20 protein-coding genes are annotated in these 20,925 nt (G+C 72.8%); 11 read left to right on the plus strand and 9 right to left on the minus strand.

From position 1 onward, the window contains the following. Positions 1-8 precede the first annotated feature (8 nt). Positions 9-455, plus strand: a complete 447-nt coding sequence (locus ACWDXC_RS07905) for a hypothetical protein (protein ID WP_449979286.1) — start codon at positions 9-11, stop codon at positions 453-455. Between the two features lie 817 nt (positions 456-1,272). Here ACWDXC_RS07905 and ACWDXC_RS07910 read toward each other — a convergent pair. The 5 genes from ACWDXC_RS07910 to ACWDXC_RS07930 form a co-directional block, all read right to left on the minus strand. Then, on the minus strand, positions 1,273-2,331 hold the full coding sequence (locus ACWDXC_RS07910; RefSeq protein WP_449979288.1) for a hypothetical protein: 1,059 nt from the start codon (positions 2,329-2,331) through the stop codon (positions 1,273-1,275). A gap of 114 nt (positions 2,332-2,445) precedes the next feature. Next, positions 2,446-5,073 carry a Tex family protein gene (locus ACWDXC_RS07915; protein ID WP_449979291.1) on the minus strand — a complete coding sequence of 876 codons (2,628 nt, stop codon included), beginning with the start codon at positions 5,071-5,073 and terminating at the stop codon, positions 2,446-2,448. Between the two features lie 27 nt (positions 5,074-5,100). Then, positions 5,101-5,250, minus strand: a complete 150-nt coding sequence (locus ACWDXC_RS07920; protein WP_364174471.1) for a hypothetical protein — start codon at positions 5,248-5,250, stop codon at positions 5,101-5,103. Between the two features lie 39 nt (positions 5,251-5,289). After that, the gene (locus tag ACWDXC_RS07925; protein ID WP_449979295.1) at positions 5,290-5,514 is read right to left on the minus strand and encodes a hypothetical protein; all 225 of its coding nucleotides are present in this window, start codon (positions 5,512-5,514) and stop codon (positions 5,290-5,292) included. Continuing rightward, positions 5,507-5,962 (minus strand): RpiB/LacA/LacB family sugar-phosphate isomerase, encoded by a 456-nt coding sequence (locus ACWDXC_RS07930; RefSeq protein ID WP_449979298.1) that lies wholly within the window; start codon positions 5,960-5,962, stop codon positions 5,507-5,509. The genes ACWDXC_RS07925 and ACWDXC_RS07930 overlap by 8 nt, the downstream gene beginning before the upstream one ends. Positions 5,963-6,084: 122 nt before the next feature. On the opposite strand from ACWDXC_RS07930, the gene ACWDXC_RS07935 reads away from it, so the two are divergent. Genes ACWDXC_RS07935 through ACWDXC_RS07965 form a run of 7 tightly spaced genes read left to right on the plus strand, consistent with a single transcriptional unit; the run spans position 6,085 to position 13,822 of the window. Next, on the plus strand, positions 6,085-7,158 hold the full coding sequence (locus ACWDXC_RS07935; RefSeq protein ID WP_449979301.1) for a DUF917 domain-containing protein: 1,074 nt from the start codon (positions 6,085-6,087) through the stop codon (positions 7,156-7,158). Beyond that, a complete protein-coding gene (locus tag ACWDXC_RS07940; protein ID WP_449979304.1) occupies positions 7,151-8,698 on the plus strand; it encodes a hydantoinase/oxoprolinase N-terminal domain-containing protein in 1,548 nt (515 codons plus the stop codon). Before ACWDXC_RS07935 ends, ACWDXC_RS07940 begins: the two co-directional genes overlap by 8 nt. 18 nt (positions 8,699-8,716) lie before the next feature. Then, positions 8,717-10,354 (plus strand): ABC transporter substrate-binding protein, encoded by a 1,638-nt coding sequence (locus ACWDXC_RS07945; protein WP_449979306.1) that lies wholly within the window; start codon positions 8,717-8,719, stop codon positions 10,352-10,354. 3 nt (positions 10,355-10,357) lie between these two features. Next, positions 10,358-11,374 (plus strand): ABC transporter permease, encoded by a 1,017-nt coding sequence (locus tag ACWDXC_RS07950; RefSeq protein ID WP_449979308.1) that lies wholly within the window; start codon positions 10,358-10,360, stop codon positions 11,372-11,374. After that, positions 11,371-12,216, plus strand: coding sequence for an ABC transporter permease (locus ACWDXC_RS07955; protein ID WP_449979311.1), 846 nt, complete (start codon positions 11,371-11,373; stop codon positions 12,214-12,216). The genes ACWDXC_RS07950 and ACWDXC_RS07955 overlap by 4 nt, the downstream gene beginning before the upstream one ends. Then, positions 12,213-12,950, plus strand: a complete 738-nt coding sequence (locus ACWDXC_RS07960) for an ATP-binding cassette domain-containing protein (RefSeq protein WP_449979314.1) — start codon at positions 12,213-12,215, stop codon at positions 12,948-12,950. The genes ACWDXC_RS07955 and ACWDXC_RS07960 overlap by 4 nt, the downstream gene beginning before the upstream one ends. Beyond that, complete coding sequence (locus ACWDXC_RS07965) at positions 12,947-13,822, plus strand: ABC transporter ATP-binding protein (protein ID WP_449979316.1); 876 nt, start codon at positions 12,947-12,949, stop codon at positions 13,820-13,822. Before ACWDXC_RS07960 ends, ACWDXC_RS07965 begins: the two co-directional genes overlap by 4 nt. A 55-nt stretch (positions 13,823-13,877) precedes the next feature. Here the strand turns inward: ACWDXC_RS07965 and ACWDXC_RS07970 are convergent, their stop codons facing one another. Together ACWDXC_RS07970 and ACWDXC_RS07975 are read right to left on the minus strand one after the other, a co-directional pair. Next, entirely contained in the window at positions 13,878-14,234 is a 357-nt protein-coding gene (locus tag ACWDXC_RS07970) for a DUF742 domain-containing protein (RefSeq protein WP_219510209.1), read from the minus strand. Beyond that, a complete protein-coding gene (locus ACWDXC_RS07975) occupies positions 14,227-16,125 on the minus strand; it encodes a sensor histidine kinase (protein ID WP_449979319.1) in 1,899 nt (632 codons plus the stop codon). Before ACWDXC_RS07975 ends, ACWDXC_RS07970 begins: the two co-directional genes overlap by 8 nt. A gap of 162 nt (positions 16,126-16,287) precedes the next feature. On the opposite strand from ACWDXC_RS07975, the gene ACWDXC_RS07980 reads away from it, so the two are divergent. Next, the gene (locus ACWDXC_RS07980) at positions 16,288-17,850 is read left to right on the plus strand and encodes an ABC transporter substrate-binding protein (protein WP_449979322.1); all 1,563 of its coding nucleotides are present in this window, start codon (positions 16,288-16,290) and stop codon (positions 17,848-17,850) included. Here the strand turns inward: ACWDXC_RS07980 and ACWDXC_RS07985 are convergent. Continuing rightward, complete coding sequence (locus ACWDXC_RS07985; RefSeq protein WP_219510205.1) at positions 17,826-17,990, minus strand: hypothetical protein; 165 nt, start codon at positions 17,988-17,990, stop codon at positions 17,826-17,828. The two genes, ACWDXC_RS07980 and ACWDXC_RS07985, sit on opposite strands and share 25 nt — an antisense overlap. Before the next feature lie 20 nt (positions 17,991-18,010). Between ACWDXC_RS07985 and ACWDXC_RS07990 the strand changes: the two genes are divergently transcribed. Beyond that, positions 18,011-18,655, plus strand: coding sequence for a hypothetical protein (locus ACWDXC_RS07990; protein ID WP_449979813.1), 645 nt, complete (start codon positions 18,011-18,013; stop codon positions 18,653-18,655). On the opposite strand, the gene ACWDXC_RS07995 is transcribed toward ACWDXC_RS07990, so the two are convergent. After that, the gene (locus ACWDXC_RS07995) at positions 18,609-19,949 is read right to left on the minus strand and encodes an NAD(P)/FAD-dependent oxidoreductase (protein WP_219510204.1); all 1,341 of its coding nucleotides are present in this window, start codon (positions 19,947-19,949) and stop codon (positions 18,609-18,611) included. The two genes, ACWDXC_RS07990 and ACWDXC_RS07995, sit on opposite strands and share 47 nt — an antisense overlap. A gap of 59 nt (positions 19,950-20,008) precedes the next feature. On the opposite strand from ACWDXC_RS07995, the gene ACWDXC_RS08000 reads away from it, so the two are divergent. Continuing rightward, positions 20,009-20,911, plus strand: coding sequence for an inositol-3-phosphate synthase (locus ACWDXC_RS08000; RefSeq protein ID WP_449979325.1), 903 nt, complete (start codon positions 20,009-20,011; stop codon positions 20,909-20,911). The last annotated feature ends 14 nt before the right edge of the window (positions 20,912-20,925 follow it).

The following is a 20,925-nucleotide window of genomic DNA, read 5'->3' on the forward strand; positions in this document are numbered from 1 at the left end:
GGGGCAACATGATCAGAAGTCTTGCCGGCGCGCTCTTAATCGCCACGGCCGCCGCGGGAGTGCTCGTCCCACCCGCCGAGGCCGCCGCCACGCGGGTCGGCGCCGCCGCGTCCGTCACCGAGACCGTGGCCGCCGTCGCGGCGAAACCGCACCTCATCCGCTACAAGATCTACTTCGGCCGGTGCAAGGACACATGCCGCATCAAGGTCCGCATCACCAACACATCCAGCAAGCGCCTCTACTCGGTGAGCGTGAACGCCCGCCTCAAGGTCAACAACCGTAAGGTCGGATCCTGCCACGACTACGTCGGCCAGATCCGACCCAAGGGCGTCCGGTGGGGCGGATGCACCGTCCGGACCAGGTCGCTGTCGAAGATGTGGAACCGCTGGCTCGACGGTGAGATCCGCTTCGACAAGCAGGTCAACACCGTCGTGCACTACGAGTATTACCGCTGACCCTGCTGCGTCGTCAGGCGGTGATCATCAGGGCGAGACCGATGAGCACCACGATCGGCACGACCCAGACGACAGCCTCGGCGGCGAACTCCTTGTACATGCAGAATCAATCTCCCTGTGCAACGCCCGAGCGGGGGCAGCGTAAACGTCACTGCGCAGCATAGCCGTCCCCGCGCCATGCGCAGAGCCCACCATCCCGGCCACCACCCGAGCCCCACGCCCGGTCCCGGCCTTCCGGGAGGGGAAAGGGCGCGACGCCCACCCCTTAGGGGGCCGCGCACGACGAGCCGACCACCCCTTCGTGCGGCCGGGCGACGGGCGGTCCGGCCCACCGCCGCCCTCTCTCGGGAGAGGTCCGTCCGCTCGAACCGGCCGTCCACCCCTCAAGGGCAGGGGGCGTCCGGCCCGACCGGCTCCCCGCTTCTCCGGAGGAGGGGCGCTCGGTCGGATCGGCTCGCCGCTTCTCCGGGGAGAGGGCGTCCGGACGGGCAGGCCGTCCGCCCCTCAGGGAAAAGGGGGCATCCGGCCCGACCGGCTCCCCGCTTCCGGAAGAGGGGGCGCCCCGCCGGGCAGGACGTCCGCCGCTCCGGAGGGGGCGTCCGGGAGGGCCCGGCCCTCCGTCCCCCCGGGGAGGGGGCGCCCCGCCGGGTAGGGCGTCCGCCGCTCCGGAGGGGGCGTCCGGGAGGGCCCGGCCCTCCGCCCCTCCGGGGAGTGGGGTCGGTCGTTCGCCTTCGTCCGGTGGGGTGGGGTGGGCCGGTCCTTCCCTTCCGGAGGGAGCGGCCGGTTCCCGGGCAGGTGTCCGGGGGAAGGGCGGGGCTCAGGGGTGGTGTTGCTGGGCGATGCGCTTGCCGAGGCTCGCGAGGGAGTCGTCGGCCATGAGCGCCGGCAGGTGCGGGGCGTCCTCGTCGATGCGGCGCAGGATCTCCGGGTGGTCGCCGTGGTGGCGCGTCCAGGCGCGTACGACGTCGGGCATCGCCGCGACGGCCGCGTCGGACAGGATCGCCTCACGCGGAAGCCACGAGGTGAGGAACCGCGTCACCCTGGCCGGACTCCACCACAACGGCCGAGCCCCCAGGAACTCGACGAGCTTCTCGAACGCCTCCCGAGCCCCGGGCAGGTCCGGAAGATCGTGGAATCGGGTGATCAGGTCGTCGGCCGGGTGGCGTACCGGGTCGGGGACGGCGCGGGCGCGTGACAGCGCGAGCGGGCGGACGGCGGGCAGCGTCTCCGCGACCTCCGCCCCCAGCACCAGGTCCGTCACCTCGAACGCGTCCAGGATCCGCCCGGCCACGACGCCCGGGTCGGTGGGAGCGAGGTCGAGGTCGTCGAGGAACTTCGGCTCCTCCACGACCGCGTCGACGGCCAGCCCGCCGTGCACCTGGTCGATGGCCACCACGAGCAGGTGCGGCTCCTTGCCGTCGGTGTAGCGGAAGGCGAGCGCGGCCAGGGTCTGCTCGCCGTAGCGATCTGCCGGGCCGTACCATGCGCCGTCGCAGGTGACCTGCCCCATCCGCGCCACCCACCCGGGCAGCGACCCCGTCGCCTCGGCCCCGGCCTGCCGGTACGGCGCGACGAGGGAGGTGTCGGCGGGGAAGTCCGTGGGGGAGTCGGCGCCGTGCGTGGTCTCGCCTTCGGCGGTGTCCGGTGGCGGTGCGGCGGCCTGGTCCTCCGTGGGGTGGAGGGCCGCCAGGGCGGCGAGGGCGAGGCGGGCTTCGGGGCGGTCGTCGCGTACGAGCTGGGCGAGGAGCCCGTCGTCCCCGGCCGCCTCCAGGTCGGCGGTGAGCCGGGCCGCCCACAGCTCGGTGCGCAGCGGCGAACGCCACCTGAGCAGGTCGCGAGCCTGGTTGATCGTGGTGTCGAACGCTGTGGTGCTCACCCCTCGACCGTATCGCCCCGCACCTCCACGACAGGGCGTACGGCCTTCCGCTGAGGGCGATCATCCCGGGAGCCCGCCGTTCCGAGCCGGTGGAGGGAACGGCGGGCCCTGGGGTCAGCGGGTGGTGTCGCCGCCGAGGCCGGCCTTGCGGAGGGCTTCGGCCATGGCGCCCATCGGCTGCGGGCGGTCCTGGCGGCGCTGGCCGCCACGGTTGCCGTCGCCGCGTCCGCGCTGGCCGTCACGTCCGCGCTGCCCGCCGTCGCCGCGACCGTTGTCACCACGGGCACCGTCACCACGGCCGCCGTTGCCCCGGGCGCCGTCACCACGGGCACCGTCACCACGGGCACCGTCGCCACGAGCACCGTCGCCACGGCCGCCGTTGTTGCCTCGGCCGCCGCGGTTGCCGTCGCCGCCGCGGCCACGCTGGGCGCCGTCGCCCCGGCCGCGGGAGCGGCCTTCCCCGCGACCGCCGTTGCCGTTGCCGCCACCGGCCGCGCCGTTGCCGTTGCCGTTGCCGTTGTCGGTGGCGGAGGCGGTGGCGGAGGCGTCCGCGTCGGAGCGGCGGCCGTTGCGGCGGCCGTCGGCGCCGGTGGCCGTGGGGAGTTCGTCGTCGAGGCGGAGGGTCAGGCTGATGCGCTTGCGCGGGATGTCGACGTCGAGGACCTTGACGCGGACGATGTCGCCCGGCTTGGCCACCTCGCGGGGATCCTTCACGAAATTGTGGGACATGGCCGAGACGTGGACCAGCCCGTCCTGGTGGACGCCGACGTCCACGAACGCGCCGAACGCCGCGACGTTCGTGACCACGCCCTCCAGGATCATGCCCGGCTCCAGGTCGGACAGCTTCTCCACGCCCTCCTTGAACGTCGCCGTCTTGAAGGCCGGACGCGGGTCGCGGCCGGGCTTCTCCAGCTCGCGCAGGATGTCGGTGACGGTCGGGAGGCCGAAGGTGTCGTCGGTGAACTCCTCGGGCTTCAGCGCCTGCAGCGCCGACGTGTTGCCGATCAGCGACTTGAGGTCGGCGCCCGCCGAGCTGAGGATGCGCCGGACCACCGGGTAGGCCTCGGGGTGCACGCTGGAGGCGTCGAGCGGGTCGTCGCCGTCGGGGATGCGCAGGAAGCCCGCGCACTGCTCGAACGCCTTGGGGCCGAGCCGGGCGACGTCCTTGAGCGCGGTGCGGGTCTTGAACGGCCCGTTGGCGTCGCGGTGGCGCACGATGCTCTCGGCCAGCGTGGCGCCGATGCCCGACACGCGGGTGAGCAGCGGGGCCGAGGCGGTGTTGACGTCGACGCCGACCGCGTTGACACAGTCTTCGACGACGGCGTCGAGCGACCGGGACAGCTTGGTCTCGGCCAGGTCGTGCTGATACTGGCCGACGCCGATCGACTTGGGGTCGATCTTGACCAGCTCGGCGAGCGGGTCCTGCAGCCGGCGGGCGATGGAGACCGCGCCGCGCAGCGACACGTCGAGGTCGGGCAGCTCCTGCGAGGCGTAGGCGGAGGCGGAGTAGACGGACGCGCCCGCCTCCGACACCACGATCTTGGTGACCGACGGCATGAGCTTGACCAGCTCGCCCGCCAGCTTGTCGGTCTCGCGGGAGGCGGTGCCGTTGCCGATGGCGATCAGCTCGACGCCGTGCTTCTGCACGAGGGCGCCGAGCACGGCCAGCGACTGGTCCCACTGCTTCTTCGGCTCGTGCGGGTAGATGGTGGTGGTCTCGACGACCTTGCCGGTGGCGTCGACCACGGCCACCTTGACGCCGGTGCGCAGGCCCGGGTCGAGGCCCATGGTGGCGCGGGTGCCGGCCGGGGCGGCCAGCAGCAGGTCGCGCAAGTTGGCGGCGAACACGCGCACGGCCTCGTCCTCGGCCGCCTGCCAGAGCCGCATGCGCAGGTCGATGCCCAGGTGGACGAGGATGCGGGTGCGCCAGGCCCAGCGGACGGTCTCGGTCAGCCACTTGTCGGCCGGGCGGCCCCGGTCGGCGATGCCGAAGTGGCCGGCGATGCGCAGCTCGTAAGCGGCGGTCTCCTCGGGCTCCAGCGTGACCGTGAGCACTTCTTCCTTCTCGCCCCGGAACATCGCCAGGATCCGGTGCGAGGGCAGCTTGGTGAACGGCTCGCCGAACTCGAAGTAGTCGGAGAACTTGGCCCCCGCCTCCTCCTGCCCCTCGCGCACCTTGGAGACCAGCCGGCCGCGGCTCCACAGCTGCTCGCGCAGGCCGCCGATGAGGTCGGCGTCCTCGGCGAAGCGCTCGATCAGGATCGCCCTGGCGCCTTCGAGCGCCGCCGCGGCGTCGGCGACGCCCTCGGTGACGAACGACTCCGCGAGCTGGGCCGGGTCGAGCGTCGGGTCACCCAGCAGCTTGTCGGCCAGCGGCTCCAGCCCGAGCTCACGGGCGATCTGGGCCTTGGTGCGCCGCTTGGGCTTGTAGGGGAGGTAGATGTCCTCCAGGCGGGCCTTGGTCTCGGCCGCCATGACCTGGGCGCGCAGGTCGTCGTCGAGCTTGCCCTGAGACTCGATCGACTCCAGGATCGCCGTCCTGCGCTCTTCGAGCTCGCGCAGGTAGCGCAGCCGCTCTTCGAGCGTGCGCAGCTGGGCGTCGTCGAGGGCGCCCGTGGCCTCCTTGCGGTATCGCGCGATGAACGGCACGGTCGCGCCGCCGTCGAGCAGCTCGATCGCCGCCCGCACCTGCCCCTCGCGCGCGCCGAGCTCTTCCGCGATCCGCTGGTGAATAGAGAGCACTTGCCTGCCTTTCGATGGTCCCGCCGGTCAATTGTGCAGGACGACGCCGTCTTCCATGACCAGGGTGCGCCGAGGGTGAACGGCCGCCTCCCCGCCGGGCCGCAGGTCGCGGGGCGGGTCGGCGGCCGGCCCGCCGAGCACCCGCGGGCGGCCGTCGCGCAGGAGGACGTCCGTCATGCCTGCACCCTAAAGCGCCGCACCGACGATTCGGCGCGGTCAGGCGGGGCGGCCGGCGAAGAGTTCGAGGTGGAAGCAGCGGGGGCAACGGTAGGCGTCGATCTCCCACCTCGGGCGGCCGGCCAGCTTGGCCCCGCCGAAGACGCCGCGCTCCAGAGCGCCTTCCACCCAGTTGGCGAAGCCCTGGGAGTACTGCCCGCTGTCCATGATGAAGCCTGCCTGCAGCCCTGTCGTGCCGCAGTGGGTGCACCGGAAGTCAGCCATTGCCCGACGATATCGGGATCTCGGAGAGATGGGAGATGTTCGCCTGATCGACGGCATCGGCGCTCGGCTCGCTCGCGAACCAGGCGTCGAGGATCTCGTCGAGCACCACGGCGGAGGTGAGGCGGAGGCTGAGGGCGAGCACGTTGGCGTCGTTCCAGGTGCGTGCGCCGCCCGCGGTGTAGGCGTCGGCGCAGAGGGCGGCGCGGACGCCGGGCACCTTGTTGGCCGCGATCGACGCGCCGGTGCCGGTCCAGCAGCACACCACCGCCTGGTCGGCGCGGCCCTCGGCGACGTCGCGGGCCGCCGCCTCGCACGCCCACGCCCAGTCGGCGCGCTCGCCGTCGTTGAGCGCGCCGTGCGGGACGACCTCGTGACCGCGCTCGCGCAGCGCCGTCACCACCCGCTCGGCGATCCCGTCGAGGCTGTCGGCGGCCACCGCGATCCGCATGGCGCTCCTTCCGGGGCTCGGGCTTCAGGCAACGTGTTCAGCTCTATCAGACAACGGAATCAGCGACGAGGGGAGTAACCGGCTGGCGCGATCACCCCGTATGTGCTTGGTTGTGTCGCCATATGGACATCGTTGAAGATGATATTTCCGCTCTTGCGCGGGGATGTGCGGTCCTGGGCACCGGCGGCGGCGGTGACGTGCGGACCGGGGCGCTGGCCGCGCGGCGGGCCATCAGGACGTACGGCCCCGTCCCGCTGGTACGGCTCGCCGAGCTGCCGGAGGACGCGCTGATCGTCCCGCTGTCGGGCATCGGCGCGCCGACCGTCAGCCACGAGATGATCCACGGCGAGGACGAGCCCAGGCGCATCGCCGAGGAGGTCGAGCGGATCTTCGGCCGGCCGCCGGCGGCGGTGATGTCGTCCGAGATCGGCGGCGCGAACGGGGTCGCCCCCGTGGCGTGGGCGGCGCAGCTCGGCCTGCCGCTGCTCGACGCCGACGGGATGGGCCGGGCGTTCCCCGAGGTCCAGATGGTGTCCATGTACGTGGCGGGGCTGCCGGCCGACCTGGTGGTCATGTCGGACGTCGCGGGCAACGTGGTGACGATCCGCCCGGTGGACGGGCTGTGGTCGGAACGGCTGGCGCGGGCGGTGTGCGTGGCCGCCGGGTCGCACGCGCTGATGGCCGACTACGTGATCACCGCCGGGCGGGCGCGCGGGGCGGTGATCGAGGGCACGGTGACGCGGGCGCTGGAGATCGGCCGGGCCACCGAGGGCGCCGCGGACCCGCTGGAGGCGCTGCGGAGCGAGCTGGGCGCGGTCCGGCTGATCACCGGCAAGCTCACCGACGTCGAGCGGCGCACCAGCGGCGGGTTCGTCAGGGGCACGGCCACGATCGAGGGCACAGGCGGCGACCGGGGCCGCACGCTCACGCTGGAGCTGCAGAACGAGAACCTGGTGGCGGTCGAGGACGGCCGGGTCAGGGCCATGGTGCCGGACCTGATCACGGTGGCCGACACCGAGACGGCCGCCGCCGTGCAGACCGAGGGCCTGCGTTACGGCCAGCGCGTGGCGGTGCTCGCCTGGCCGTGCGACCCGCTGTGGCGCACCCGCAAGGGGCTGGAGACGGCCGGGCCCCGGGCGTTCGGCCACGACCTGGAGTACGTGCCCGTCGAAGAGCTGGAGACGCGGCATGGCTGACCTGCGTGTCGGGGTCGACGTCGGCGGCACGAACACCGACGCCGTCGTGCTGGACGGCTCCGACCGGGTGATCGCCAAGGCCAAGCGGCCCACGAGCCGGGACGTGACCGAGGGCCTGCGCGCCGCCCTGGACGCCGTGCTCGCCGGGCTGGACCCGTACGCGAGGAAGCGGATCGGCCGGGTCATGCTGGGCACCACGCACGCCACGAACGCGATCCTGGAGCGTCGTGACCTGGGCCGGGTGGCCGTGCTGCGGCTGGGGGCGCCCGCGACCACGTCGGTGCCGCCGCTGTCGGACTGGCCGGGCGAGCTGCGCGAGGTCGTGTCGGCGGGCGAGGCGGTGGTGCCGGGCGGGCACTACGTGGACGGCCGGGAGATCGGGCGGCTGGACCTGGACGCGATCCGGCGGTTCCTGGACGGGACGGACGCCGACGCGGTGGCGGTCACCGGGGTGTTCAGCCCGTCGAGCGCCGGGCACGAGCTGGCCGTGCGGGAGCTGGTCGAGGCCGAGTACGGGCTGCCGGTGTCGGCGAGCCACGAGATCGGCTCGCTGGGGCTGCTGGAGCGCGAGAACGCGACCGTGCTGAACGCGGCGCTGTACCGGGTGGCCGCGCAGGTGACCGGGGCGCTCACCGCGACGCTGGCCGAGCGCGGCCTGGACGCGCTGCCGTACCTGGCGCAGAACGACGGCACGCTGATGACGGTCGAGCAGGCGGCGCGGCTGCCGGTGTCGACCATCGGCTCCGGGCCGGCCAACTCGCTGCGCGGGGCCGCGTTCCTGTCGGGGGTGCCGGACGCGATCGTGGCGGACGTGGGCGGCACGTCGACGGATCTCGGGGTGCTGGCCGGCGGGTTCCCGCGCGAGTCGGCGGCGGCCGTGGAGATCGGCGGCGTGCTCACCAACTTCCGCATGCCGGACATCCTGGCGATCGCGCTCGGCGGCGGGACGGTGGTGCGCGGCCGGGCCGTGGGGCCGGACTCGGTCGGCTACCGGATCGCCGAGGAGGCGCTGGTGTTCGGCGGCCGGACCCCGACGCTCACGGACGCCGCCGTGGCCGCGGGCCGCCTGCCCGAGGGGCCGGCGGGCTGGGCGGACCGGCTGGCGGCGTCCGGCGCCGATCTCGCGGAGCTGCGCGCCGCGCTCGAGCTCGCCGACGCGGCGGCCGCGGACGCGGTGGACCGGATGGCGCTCGGCCGGGCCGGCCGGCCGCTGGTCGTCGTCGGGGGCGGCGCGTTCCTGCTGCCCGCCGGCCTCCCGGGCGTGAGCCGGGTGATCAGGCCCGAGCACGCCGAGGTCGCCAACGCCGTCGGCGCCGCCATCGCCCTGGCGAGCGGCAGAGTCGATACGATCATGCCTGCGCACGAAAGCCGGACAGAGGCTATCGAAAGGGTTAAAGAGGAGGCGGCTGCCCGAGCCGTCGCCGCGGGCGCGGATCCGGCCGGGGTCGAGATCGTCGACCTGCTGGAGGTGCCGCTGAGCTACCTCGCCGAACCCGCCGTGCGCGTACACGTCAAAGCCGCCGGACCCCTCGCGCGGTGACAGAGAAAGGATCCCCCCATGCGCTGGCACAAGCGCCTGCTGGTCGCCGGAGTCGTCGGAATCCTGTCCCTGGCCGCGTCCGCGTGCGCGGGCGGCCAGGTGCGCGGCGCCGGGGGCACCCCGCAGCCGACGGCGGGTGACGGCACGGGCGCCCCGACGGCGGCCCAGGCCGAGCCGGGCGGCAAGGAGAACGACGCCACGTTCGTCTACGCGCCGAACCTGGACGTGGTGACCGACTGGGACCCGGCGTCCTCGTACTCCAACGAGATCATCGCCATGTCCAACATCTACGAGGGCCTGACCCGCTACAACGCCGAGACGAAGAAGCCGGAGCCGCGCCTGGCCACCGAGTGGTCGTCGGCGGACGACGGCAAGCAGTGGACGTTCAAGCTGCGCCAGGGCGTGAAGTTCCACACCGGCGCGCCCATGGACGCCGAGGCGGCCAAGAAGGCCATCGAGCGCACGATCAAGAAGAACGCGGGCGCGGCCTACATCTGGGGGGCCGTCGACACGATCGAGGCGCCGGACGCCTCGACGCTGAAGTTCTCGCTCAAGTACGCGGCGCCGCTCGACCTGGTGGCCTCCTCCGGCTACGCGGCCTACATCTACGACACCGAGGCCGTGGACGCGGTCGCCGACGGCAAGAGCGACGCCGGGACCGGCCCGTACACGATCGACAGCTGGAGGAAGGGCCAGGAGACCGAGCTGACGCTGAAGGCGTTCGAGGACTACTGGGGCGGCTGGAAGCCCGAGCAGTACAAGAAGGTGGCCTTCCGGGTGACGCCGGAGATCACCACGGCCTGGCAACTGCTCAAGCGGGGCGAGGTGAACTTCGTCCAGCGGCTCAACCCGCAGCTCTTCCAGCAGGCCGGGTCCACCGAGGGCGTGCAGGCGTCGCAGACGCCGTCGTTCCAGAACCTGCTGGTGCTGTTCAACACCGAGAGCGGGCCGACCAAGGACGTGCGGGTGCGGCAGGCGCTGCAGTACGCCATCGACTACGACGGCCTGGTGTCGGCGCTGAAGGGCTCCGGGCAGAAGGCCAGCGGGCTGGTGCCGCCGGGGCTGCTCGGCCACGTGTTCGGCATGGAGCCGGTGCACGACCTGTCCATGGCGCAGAAGCTGATGACGTCCGCCGGGTACGGGCCCGACAACCCCGAGCTCAAGCTGACCATGACCTACGCGCAGGGCGACGACGACCAGAAGCTGTTCGTGACGCTGCTCAGCTCGGCGCTGAAGAAGCTGAACGTGACCCTCCAGGCGCGGCCGATGGCCTGGAACGCGCAGTGGGACCTGGGCAAGAAGAAGGGCCAGGACGTGTTCGTCATGTACTGGTACCCGGACTACGCCGACCCGTACTCGTGGTTCCTCAACGTGTTCAGGAGCTCGGACAAGCCGGAGTTCAACCTGTCGTACCTGAAGGACGCCGGGATCGACGCGGCGATCGACGGGCTGCCGCGGCTCACCGCCACCGACCCGTTCGCCGCCGAGATGGCCTACGACAAGCTGCAGAAGCAGATCATCAACGACAAGGCGGCGGTGGCCGTGCCGTACGTGCAGACCTACCAGCGGGCGCTGACGGCGGGCGTGCAGGGGTACAAGGACAACCCGGCCTATCCGAACGTGGTCTTCTTCTACGACCTGAAGCCCGCGGCCTGAGCCGTGGCCCGCTATCTGATCCGCCGGCTCGGCCAGGCGCTCCTGGTCGTGGCCGGCGTGATCGTGCTCACGTTCGTCATCATGCGGCTGGTGCCGGGCGATCCGGCGGTGGCGTACGCGGGGCCGAAGGCGACGCCGGAGCAGCTCGCGCAGGCGCGCGAGCGGTTCGGGCTGGACGAGCCGGTCTGGGTGCAGCTCGGGGCCTATGTCCGGGACCTGGTGACGGGCGACTGGGGCACCAGCCTGCGGACCAGGCAGCCGGTGCTGGACGACCTGGCGCTGGCGTTCCCGGCGAGCCTGGAGCTGGTGGGGGCCGCGCTGGTACTGGCCATCGCGGTGGGCGTCCCGGTCGGGGTGCTCGCCGCCCGCTACAAGACGAAATTTCCGGACCTGGGGGTGCGGGTGGCGAGCATGCTCGCCGTCTCCGTCCCCGTCTTCTGGCTGGCCCTCGCCCTCCAGACCGTCTTCGCCAGCAACCTCGGCTGGTTCCCCGTCGCCGGCGAGTACGACGACAGCCTCAACACGACCAGCCCGCTCACCCTCTGGACCAACATCACGATCGTGGACGCGCTCATCACCGGCAACTGGCCGATCTTCACCAGCACCCTGCGCCACCTGGTGCTGCCCGCGCTCGTCGTGGCCGCCTACCCGGCCGGGGTGATCGTCCAGATGGTCCGCGCCACGCTGATCGAGGAGGCGAGCCAGGACCATGCCCGGCTGGAACGCGCGCTCGGCTTCCGCGAGACGTCCATCCTGACCCGGTTCGCGCTGCGGCCCGCGCTCAACCCGGTGCTGTCGCTGATCGCGCTCGTGTTCGCCTACGCGATCGTGAACGGGTTCCTGGTCGAGGCCGTCTTCAACTGGCCGGGCCTGGGCCGCTACGCGGTCGACTCGATCTTCTCCGGCGACACGCCGGCCATCGCGGGCGTCACGCTGCTCGTGGCGCTCGTGTACGTGCTGGCCAACCTGGTCGTCGACCTCCTCCAGGGCGTCGTCGACCCGAGGGCGAGGGCCCGGTGACCGCGCTCGTGACGCGCCGCGCGCTGCCCGGCTCCGTCGACAGGCTCGCCCTCGCGGGCGCGGCGCTCATCGTGCTGGTCGTGCTCGCCGCCCTGCTGGCGCCGTGGATCGCGCCGTACCCGGCCGACGAGGTCGATCCGGTCAACGCCCTGCTGCCGCCGTCGGGCGCGCACTGGTTCGGCACCGACCAGGTCGGCCGCGACGTGCTCACCCGGGTGCTGTACGGGGGCCGCACGTCCTTGTCGATCGCCGTGGCCGTGCTGGCGGTGTCGGCGGCCGTGGGCGTCACGCTGGGCGTGGTCGCCGGGTACGCGGGCGGCTGGGTGCGCGACGTGATCATGCGGGTCACCGACGTGTTCCTGGCCTTCCCGGCGCTGCTGCTGTCGCTGACCCTGGCCGTGGTGCTCCAGCCGAGCGTGACCACGGTCGTCGTGGCCATCGCCGTCACCTGGTGGCCCTGGTACGCGCGGCTGTCGGCCGCCACGGCCGCCTCCATCGCCAGCCGCCCGTACGTGGACGCCGCGCGCTGCCTGGGCGTCCCCGCGCCGCTGGTCGTCGTCAGGCACGTGCTGCCCAACTCGCTCACGCCCGTCCTGGTCCAGCTCTCGCTCGACGCGGGCGGGGTGATCCTCACCGCGGCCGCGCTGTCGTACCTGGGGCTGGGCGCGCAGGAGCCGGTCGCCGAGTGGGGGCTGATGGTGCAGCAGGGCCAGACGCTGTTCACCACGAACTGGTGGGTCGTCACCTTCCCCGGGCTGGCGATCCTGGTGACGGCGTTCGCGTTCAACGTGCTGGGCGAGGGGCTGCGCGGCGCGCTCGACCCGCGGAGGATCGTGAAGTGATCGAGGTGCGCGACCTTCAGGTCGCCTACGGCGGGCGGGTCGTCGCCCGGGTGCCCGAGCTGGACCTGCGCGCGGGCGAGTGCGTGGCGGTCGTGGGGGAGAGCGGGTCGGGCAAGTCGACCACGCTGCTGTCGCTGCTCGGCCTCACCGAGGGGGCCGACGTCTCCGGCCACGTCAGGGTGTGCGGCGTGGACGTGCTGGCGGCCACGCCGCGCGAGCTGCGCGCGATCAGGGGCGCCCGCGTGGCCCTGGTCATGCAGTCGCCGCAGGCCGCGCTCAGCCCCACCACCCGGCTGGGCGTCCTCATGCGGCGCGCGCTCCGCCTGCACGGGCTGCCGTCGGGCGAGCGCGTCCTGGCCGAGGCCGCCGAGGCGGTCATGCTCGACCCCGGCATCCTGCGCCGCTATCCGCACGAGATCTCCGGCGGCCAGGCGCAGCGGTTCGCGATCGCGCTGGCCATCGCGCTCGGCGCGGAGGCGATCCTGGCCGACGAGCCGACCAGCGCCCTGGACGTGACCGTGCAGGCCGAGGTGGTCGGCGTGCTGCGCCGGCTGCGCGAGGAACGCGGGCTGGCCCTGCTCCTCGTCTCGCACGACCTGGCCCTGGTCTCCACGATCGCCGACCGGGTGCTCGTGATGCGGGACGGCACGGTCGTGGAGAGCGGCCCCGCCGCCGAGGTGCTGTCGCGCCCGGCCCACCCCTACACCCGCGAGCTGCTGGAGGCCCTGCCGTGACCCTGCTGCGGGCGGAGGACGTGACGCTCGGCTACGGCCGCACCCCGGTCGTCCACGGCGTGACGCTGGACCTCGCCGAGGGCGGCACCGGCCTGATCGGCGAGAGCGGGTCCGGCAAGACCACGCTGGCGCGCGCCTTCCTCGGCCTCCTCACCCCCATGTCCGGAAACATCTGGTATGGCACGCAGAACCTCAGGAAAGCCGACCGGAAGGCGTTCCGGGCCGACGTCCAGCCCGTCTTCCAGGCCGAGTCGCTCGACCCCCGGATGCGCGTCGGCCGTTCGATCGCCGAGGCGCTGCCCAGGTCCGGCCGCCACCGCGTCCCCGAGCTGCTGGAACAGGTCGGCCTCGCGCCGGACCTGGCCACGCGCAGGCCGCACGAGCTCTCCGGCGGCCAGCGGCAGCGGGTGGTGATCGCCAGGGCGCTCGCCGTCCGGCCCCGGCTGCTCATCCTCGACGAGCCCACCAGCGCGCTGGACGTGACCGTCCAGGCCAGGATTCTCGACCTGCTCGCCGGGCTCGACACCGAACGGCTGCTCATCACGCACAACCTGGCCGTCGTGGAGCGGCTCTGCCGGACCTCGCACGTGCTGTTCGCGGGCCGGGTGGTGGAGTCGGGCCCGACGGCGGACCTGCTCGGCCGGCCCGCGCACCCGTACACGCTGGCCCTGCGCGACGCCGTGCCGAAGCTGGGCGGGCCGCCGCCGGTGGCGCGGGGGCGGGCGGAGGCCAGGCCGGCGCCGTCGGGCTGCCCGTTCCGGCTGCGCTGCCCGCTCGCGGCGCCGCAGTGCGAGCGGGCGCCGGAGCCGCGCGAGGTGGCCGGCCGGAGGGTCGCCTGCCACCGCGCGGAGGACGTGCTCGCGGGCCCCTGAGGAGCCCGGTCACCGGGCCTGCGAGGAGGTGATCACCGGGCCTGCGAGGAGGCGATCACAGGGCCTTGAGGCCCGTGATCACCTCCAGGAGGACCGTGGCGTCCGGCGCCGGAGGCGGCGACTCGACCTGGACGAGCTGCTGCTCGTGCAGGTCGCCGACCAGCACCCGGACCACCCCGATGGGCAGGTTCAGCTCGGCCGCGACGTCCACCAGCCGGGTCGGCCGGGTGCACTTCTGCAGGATGATCAGGTGCTCGGGCCCCAGGCCGGACGGCGGAGCGAGACCGCCGGAGGTGATGATGACCGCGATGAGGTCGATGGCCTCGCTCGCGGGCACGGTGCGGCCTCGGGTCAGCAGGTAGGCCGGGACGATCGGACCGGCGTCCTCGTCCAGCCAGCGCTCGTCAGTCACCCTGCACCACCCGCATCGGACGGGCCGGCTGCCGGGTGGGCTCCTCCGGCTCGTCGGGAGGATCGGTCACATGCTCTGCCGGGATCAGCACGATGGCGGTGGTCCCTCCATATGGTGAACCGCGCAACGTCACGCGGATGTCATGCCTGGCGGCCAGGCGGGAAACGACGAAAAGACCGAGCCGCTCGCTGTCGGCCAGGTCGAACTCGGGCGGGCTGGCCAGCCGTTCGTTGAGGTCGGCCAGCTCCTCGGGGGTCAGGCCGACCCCGCGGTCCTCGACGTGCACGGCGAAGCCTCGGGCGGCCACCTCGCCGCGCACCACGACCGAGGTGTGCGGCGGCGAGTAGACGGTGGCGTTCTCGATGAGCTCGGCGATCAGGTGGATGACGTCACCGACCACGGGCCCGGCCAGCCGCTGGCCGGGCATCGGCTCGACGACGACCCTCGGGTACTCCTCCACCTCGGCGGTGGCGCCGCGGACCACGTCGAGCAGCGGGACGGGCTTGCTCCAGCCCCGGCCCGGGGTGGCGCCCGACAGGATGATCAGGCCCTCGGCGTGGCGGCGCATGCGGGTCGTCAGGTGGTCCAGGCGGAACAGGTCGTCCAGCGCCTCCGGGTCGGTCGCCCGGTGCTGCATGCCCTCCAGCTGGATGCGCTGGCGGTGCAGCAGCGCCTGGCTGCGCCTGGCCAGGTTGCGGAAGACGTGGCCGACGCCGTCGCGGAGCTGCGCCTGGCCGACAGCGGCCTCGACGGCGGTCTGCTGGACGGTGGAGAACGCCTGGCCCACGTCGTCGATCTCGACGGTGGTGCTGGTCACCGACAGCTCAGGCACCTCCACCGCCTCCCCTCTGCGCAGTTTGGCCACGACCTCGGGCAGCCGCTCCCTGGCGACCTCCAGCGCCGCCTCGCGCAGCGTGCCCAGCTCGCGCGAGAGCCGGTTGCCCATCCGCAGCGAGAACGCGATCGACACGACGATCAGCAGCAGCGCGGTGCCGGCCAGCAGCAGCGCCCGGGTGAGGACCGAGTCGGCCACCGGCTCGGACCGGGCCGACAGCGCCATGCTGGCTTTGAGCTGGGCGTCCTGGAACGACTTGGCCAGCCCTTCAGTGGTGTCGAGCCAGCCGAGCGGCGAGCCGCCCGCGATGATCTGGTCCTCCATCAGCCGCATCCGCTGGTAGTCGGGCGAGGTGATGATGGACACCTGCGCCTCGCGCAGCGCCGGGTCGAGCTCGCCGAGCGCGTGGTCGAGCAGGAAGCGCCGGTTGCCGACGATCTGGGTGAAGACCCGGCGCTCGGCGAGCGTGGTCGGGCCCAGGGCGAGGGCCTGCTCGCGGGTGAGCAGCTCCTTGGCGTAGCCGAGGTCGATGACCACGCGCGCCTGCTCGTAGATCGGGATCTCCTTGATGAACCCCACCCGGCGGTGCAGCCCGAAGAGCGAGTCCATGATCGCGTTGTACGCCTCGACCGCGCGCAGGCGGTCGGCCAGGCCCGTGTCGATCTCGCCCCTGATGGCGTCGAGCCCGTCCAGTTCGGTGTACACCGCGTCCACCTGCTTGCGGATCGCCTCCGACGTGTCCCGGGACCGGCCCGAGAGCATCCTGAATTGCTGCCTTGCCTTGTCGCTGCGGACGCGCTGCTGGGTGAGGGCCGAACGGTCGGCCGCCCTCCCGGCGCGCAGCAGCTTCACCGAGGCGAGGCGCTCGCGCTGCAACTCGGTGCCGAGCTTGTAGGCGGGGTGACGCAGGTTGGTCCAGAGCGTGGTGTACTGGCGCAGCTCCAGGCTTTCGCCCGCGGTGACGACGGTGATGACGCCCCACAGCACCACCATCGAAGCGAGCGGAACCAGCAGCAGGCCGATGATCTTCATGCGGATCGTGCGGCTACGACCCATGACACCTCACTCCGGTCGGTCCCCTGCTGGCAACCCCGGACGGGACAAGCCATGAGAATAGCAATTCGATCTCCGGAATGCCCAATTTTTCGGCACTTTTGGACACTTGGCGTTGATCATGCAGTAGGTTTCGCCAGTAGATCGGTCACAGAGGGAGAAGCGTTGCGCCGTCGTCTCGCCGCGGTCGCCGCGCTGGTGATCACACTGGCGGCCTGCTCGGCTCAGGCGCCCGTCCCGAAGGCGTCACCGGGAGAGTCGGCGTTCGTCTACGTCGAGAACACCGGCGTGATCACGGAGTGGGACCCGTCCCGGTCCTACTCCAACGAGATCATCGCCATGCAGAACATCTACGAGACCCTCACCCTGTGGAACCCGGTCACCAAGAAGACCGGCCCCCGCCTGGCCACCTCGTGGCGCTCCTCCGCCGACGGCCGCACCTGGACGTTCACGCTGCGCCAGGGCGTCACGTTCCACACCGGCAGGCCGCTGGACGCCGCCGCGGTCAAGGCGTCGATCGAGCGCACCCGGCAGCTCAAGGCCGGGGCCTACTACATCTGGGACTCCGTCGCCTCCATCCGGGCCGACGACCCGGCCACGGTCACGTTCTCGCTGCGCTACCCGGTCCCGCTGGACGTCGTGGCCTCCTCCGCCTACGCGGCCTACGTCTACGACACCCAGGCGGCCGGCGACCTGACCGCCTGGTTCGGCGCCGGCCGCGACGCCGGGACCGGGCCGTACACGGTGGCCTCCTGGCGGCGGGGCCAGGAGGACGAGCTCACGCTGAGGTCGTACGACCGCTACTGGGGAGGCTGGGACCGGCCGCACTACCGCTCGGTCAAGTTCCGCGTGGTGCCCGAGCCCGAACGGGCCTTCCAGCTGCTGACGCGCGGTGAGGCGACGTTCGTGCACCGGCTCGCCCCGCGCCTGTACGCGCGGGCCGAGCGCACGCCGGGCCTGCGCACGGTCGAGCGGCCCTCGTTCCAGACGGCGATGATGCTCTTCAACACCGCGACCGGCCCCATGAAGGACGTGCGGGTACGGCGGGCCGTCCAGAAGGCCGTCGACTACGAGGGCGTCGTCAGGGCGTTGCGCGGCGCGGTCACCCCCGCCAGCGGCGTCGTGCCCGAAGGACTCGTCGGCCACGTGCCCGGCCGGACGCCGCGGCAGGACCTCGCGGGCGCCGCCCGGCTGCTGCGCCAGGCCGGCTACGGGCCGGGCGGCAGGCCGCTGCGGCTCCTGCTCACCTACACCGAGGGCGACACCGACCAGCGGCTGCTGGCCCGCAGCCTGCGCACCACGCTCGCCCGGCTCGGCATCACGCTGCGGGTGCGCGCCCTGCCCTGGACCCAGCAGTGGGAGCTGGGCAAGAAACGCGGCCAGGACATCCTCGTCATGTACTGGTGGCCCGACTACGCCGACGGCTACTCCTGGTTCGGCAACGTCTTCCGCAGCGCGAACCCGCCCGTCTTCAACCTGGCCTACCTCAACCACCCGGCGACCGACGCGCTGCTCGACTCGCTGCCCGAGCTCACCGTGACCGACAGGGCGACCGCCCAGCGGATGTTCGCCCGCGCCACCAAGCAGGTCCTCGACGACCAGGCCGCCGCGGCGATGCCGTGGGTGGTCAACTACCGCCGCGCCTACCTGGGCGGCGTGCAGGGCTACGACGACAACCCGGCCTACCCGGACGTCGTCTTCGTCTACGACCTGCGGCCCTCCGGCTGATCCCCGGCCCGCTCGCGCAGCCGCTGCCTGATCTCCTCCGGGGTGTAGGCGCGGCGCCGCCGCTCGGCCCGCGCGATCGCCACCCCGGTCGCGGCCACTCCCGCCATCCCGGCCAGCCCGAGTATCTTCCACCAGCGCATGTGCCTAGGCTAGCCGTGTGCTGACTCTCGACGAGGCCGTTGAGCTGACCAGGACCGGTGACCTGTGGGTCTTCCGCGGGCGCTCGGTGCCCGACCGGGCCATCCAGACGATGACCAACAGCCCGGTCAACCACGTGGGCATGGCGATCGTCATCGAGGACCTGCCGCCCATGATGTGGCACGCCGAGCTCGGCAGGTCCCTGCCCGACCTGTGGGCCGGCGGCCACCACCGGGGCGTGCAACTGCACGACCTGCGCGACGCCGTCACCGTCTGGGCCGCCCGCTACGGCCAGCGGGCCTGGCTGCGCCAGCTCGAACCGCAGGCCACCCGCGAGATGGAGGACGCGGCGCTGCGCGCGGTCGCCAGGCTCGACGGCACGCCGTTCCCCTCGACGGCCCGGCTGGCCGGGCGCTGGCTGCGCGGCCGGGTGCCCAAGCTGCGCCGCCGCGAGCGCGAGCACACGCTGGAGCGCGCCTACTGCGCCGAGGTCGTGGCCGTCACGTACGAGGAGATGGGGTTGCTGCCCGCGGGCCGGCGCCCCAACTGGTACGACCCGGGCCGGTTCTGGAGCGGCGACGACCTCGGGCTGCTCGGCGAGCACAAGCTCGGCAACGAGATCACCGTGGGGGTGCCCCTGCCCGCTCCCGGCTCTGGCCCCGCCTGATCGGCATGTGCTCCAGGTCGTCGAGCGTGCCCGGCGTGTCCTGGAGGAAGTCGAGCCTGATCAGGTCGTCGCCGGTGATCGCGTTCAGCAGCCAGTCGCCGCCGATGCGCAGCTTGGAACGGCCGGTGGGCGCCGTCAGCAGGTGATAGCCGCGCGTCACGAGCTGCGCGGGCGGGCCCGCCAGGTCGATCCCGAACGGCCTGGCCACCGCGTCCGCGCCGCCGAGGTCCACGACGAAGCCGATGTCGTGGTGCCGGTACTCGCGCAGTGGCCGCCCGCGCAGCGCCGCCACCACGTTGTACGCGGCCGTCGCCGCCTGCCGGTGTGCGTGCTGCGCCGTCGGGGCGCAGGGCAGGCCGGAGGCGCTGGTCAGGTCCGGCACCGCCGCCGCGTCGCCCAGCCCGAACACGCCGCCGTGCCCCGGCACCACCAGGTCGGTGCCGACCACCAGCCGTCCCTTGACCGTCTCGGTGCCCAGGCTCGCCACCACCGGCCTCGGCGTCACCCCGGCGGTCCAGACGACCGTCCGCGTGGGCAGCGTGGTGCCGTCGGTGAGCGCGGCCGACTCGCCCGTCAGCCGCTCCACCGTGACGCCCAGCCGCACGTCGATGCCGCGATGCCGCAGCAGCCGCATCGCGGCGGCGCCGAGCTGCTCGCCGAGCTCCGGCATCAGCTTGGGCGCGATGTCGATCAGCGTCCAGCGGACCAGCCCCGGGTCCAGGCCGGGGAAGCGGTGCAGCGCCTTGCGGGTGACGAGCTGGAGCGTCGCCGCCGTCTCGACGCCCGAGTAGCCGCCGCCCACCACCAGGAACCCGCACCGCGAGGCCCGCTCCTCGGCGTCGTGGGCGATCGCCGCCAGCTCCAGCTGGGCGATCACCTGGTCGCGCAGGTAGACGGCCTCGGCCAGCGTCTTCATGCCGCGCGCGTGCTCGGACAGGCCCGGGATGTCGAACGTGCGCGTCTTGCTGCCCGGAGCCAGCACGATCACGTCGAACGGCACCCGCACGGTCTCGCCGCTGATCTTGAACACCTCGCACGTGCGGGAGTCGAGATCCACGTCCATCGCGACGCCCGGCAGCAGCTTGGCGTGACGCAGCTTGGTGTGCAGCGGCGCCACGATCGAGCGCGGCTGCAGCACCCCGGCCGCGACCTGGGGCAGCAGGGGCAGGTAGAGGCTGTAGTCCTTGGGCGTGATGAGGACGATCTCCGCCTCGCCCGGCCGCAGCCGCCGTTCGAGGAGCCTGGCACAGGCGAAGCCGCCGAATCCGCTGCCCACGATCGCGATACGTGTCACGTGAAAGGCCCTTCCGTGGACTGGGCCACGCGAACCTGCGGATACGGGAAAATCCACGCATGACGACTGTGAACGTGGCCTTGATCGGCGTGGGCAACTGCGCGTCCTCCCTCGTCCAGGGGGTGGAGTACTACCGCGACGGCGACGCCCCCGGCCTGCAGAACCCGCTCTGCGCCGGCTACGCCGTCTCCCAGGTGCGCTTCACGGCCGCCTTCGACGCCGACCCCGGCAAGATCGGCCTCGACCTGTCCGAGGCGATCTGGGCGGCGCCCAACAACGCGCGCAAGTTCGCCGACGTGCCGCACCTCGGCGTCGAGGTGGCCGCCCCGCACGAGGCCGCGGAACGGCTGCGCGGCGCCCACGTCGCGGTCAGCTTCCTGCCGGCCGGCGCCCAGCGCGAGAGCGAGATGTACGCGGAGGCGGCCCTCGCGGCCGGCTGCGCCTACGTCAACTGCATGCCCGCCGTGCTCGCCCGCTCGCCCGAGTGGGCCGCCCGGTTCGCCGCCGCCGGGCTGCCGCTGGTCGGCGACGACCTGAAGAGCTCCTTCGGCGCCACGCTGGTGCACCGCGCGCTCGTCGACGCCCTCACCTCGGGAGGAGTACGGCTCGGCGACGGCTACCAGCTGCTCGGCGGCGGCAACATGGACTTCCTCAACCTGCTCGACCCCGCGAGCATGCAGGCCAAGCGGGCCACCAAGGTCGCGGGCGCGGGCACCGCCACCCACGTCGGCGCCAATTACATCCCGTTCCTGGAGGACCGCAAGGTCGCCTACATCCGCCTCGAAGGCGAGGGGTTCGGCGGGTCGCCGCTGGAGGTCGAGGTGCGCATGAGCGTCGAGGACTCGCCCAGCGCCGCGGGCAACACGCTGGACGCCGTCCGCCACGCCAAGGCCGCCCTGGACCGGGGCGTCGGCGGCGTCCTCGGCGAGGTCTCACGCGAGCTGATGAAGGCGCCCGCCTGATCAACTCGCCCGGT

This window comes from Nonomuraea sp. NPDC003214 (genome assembly GCF_053590035.1).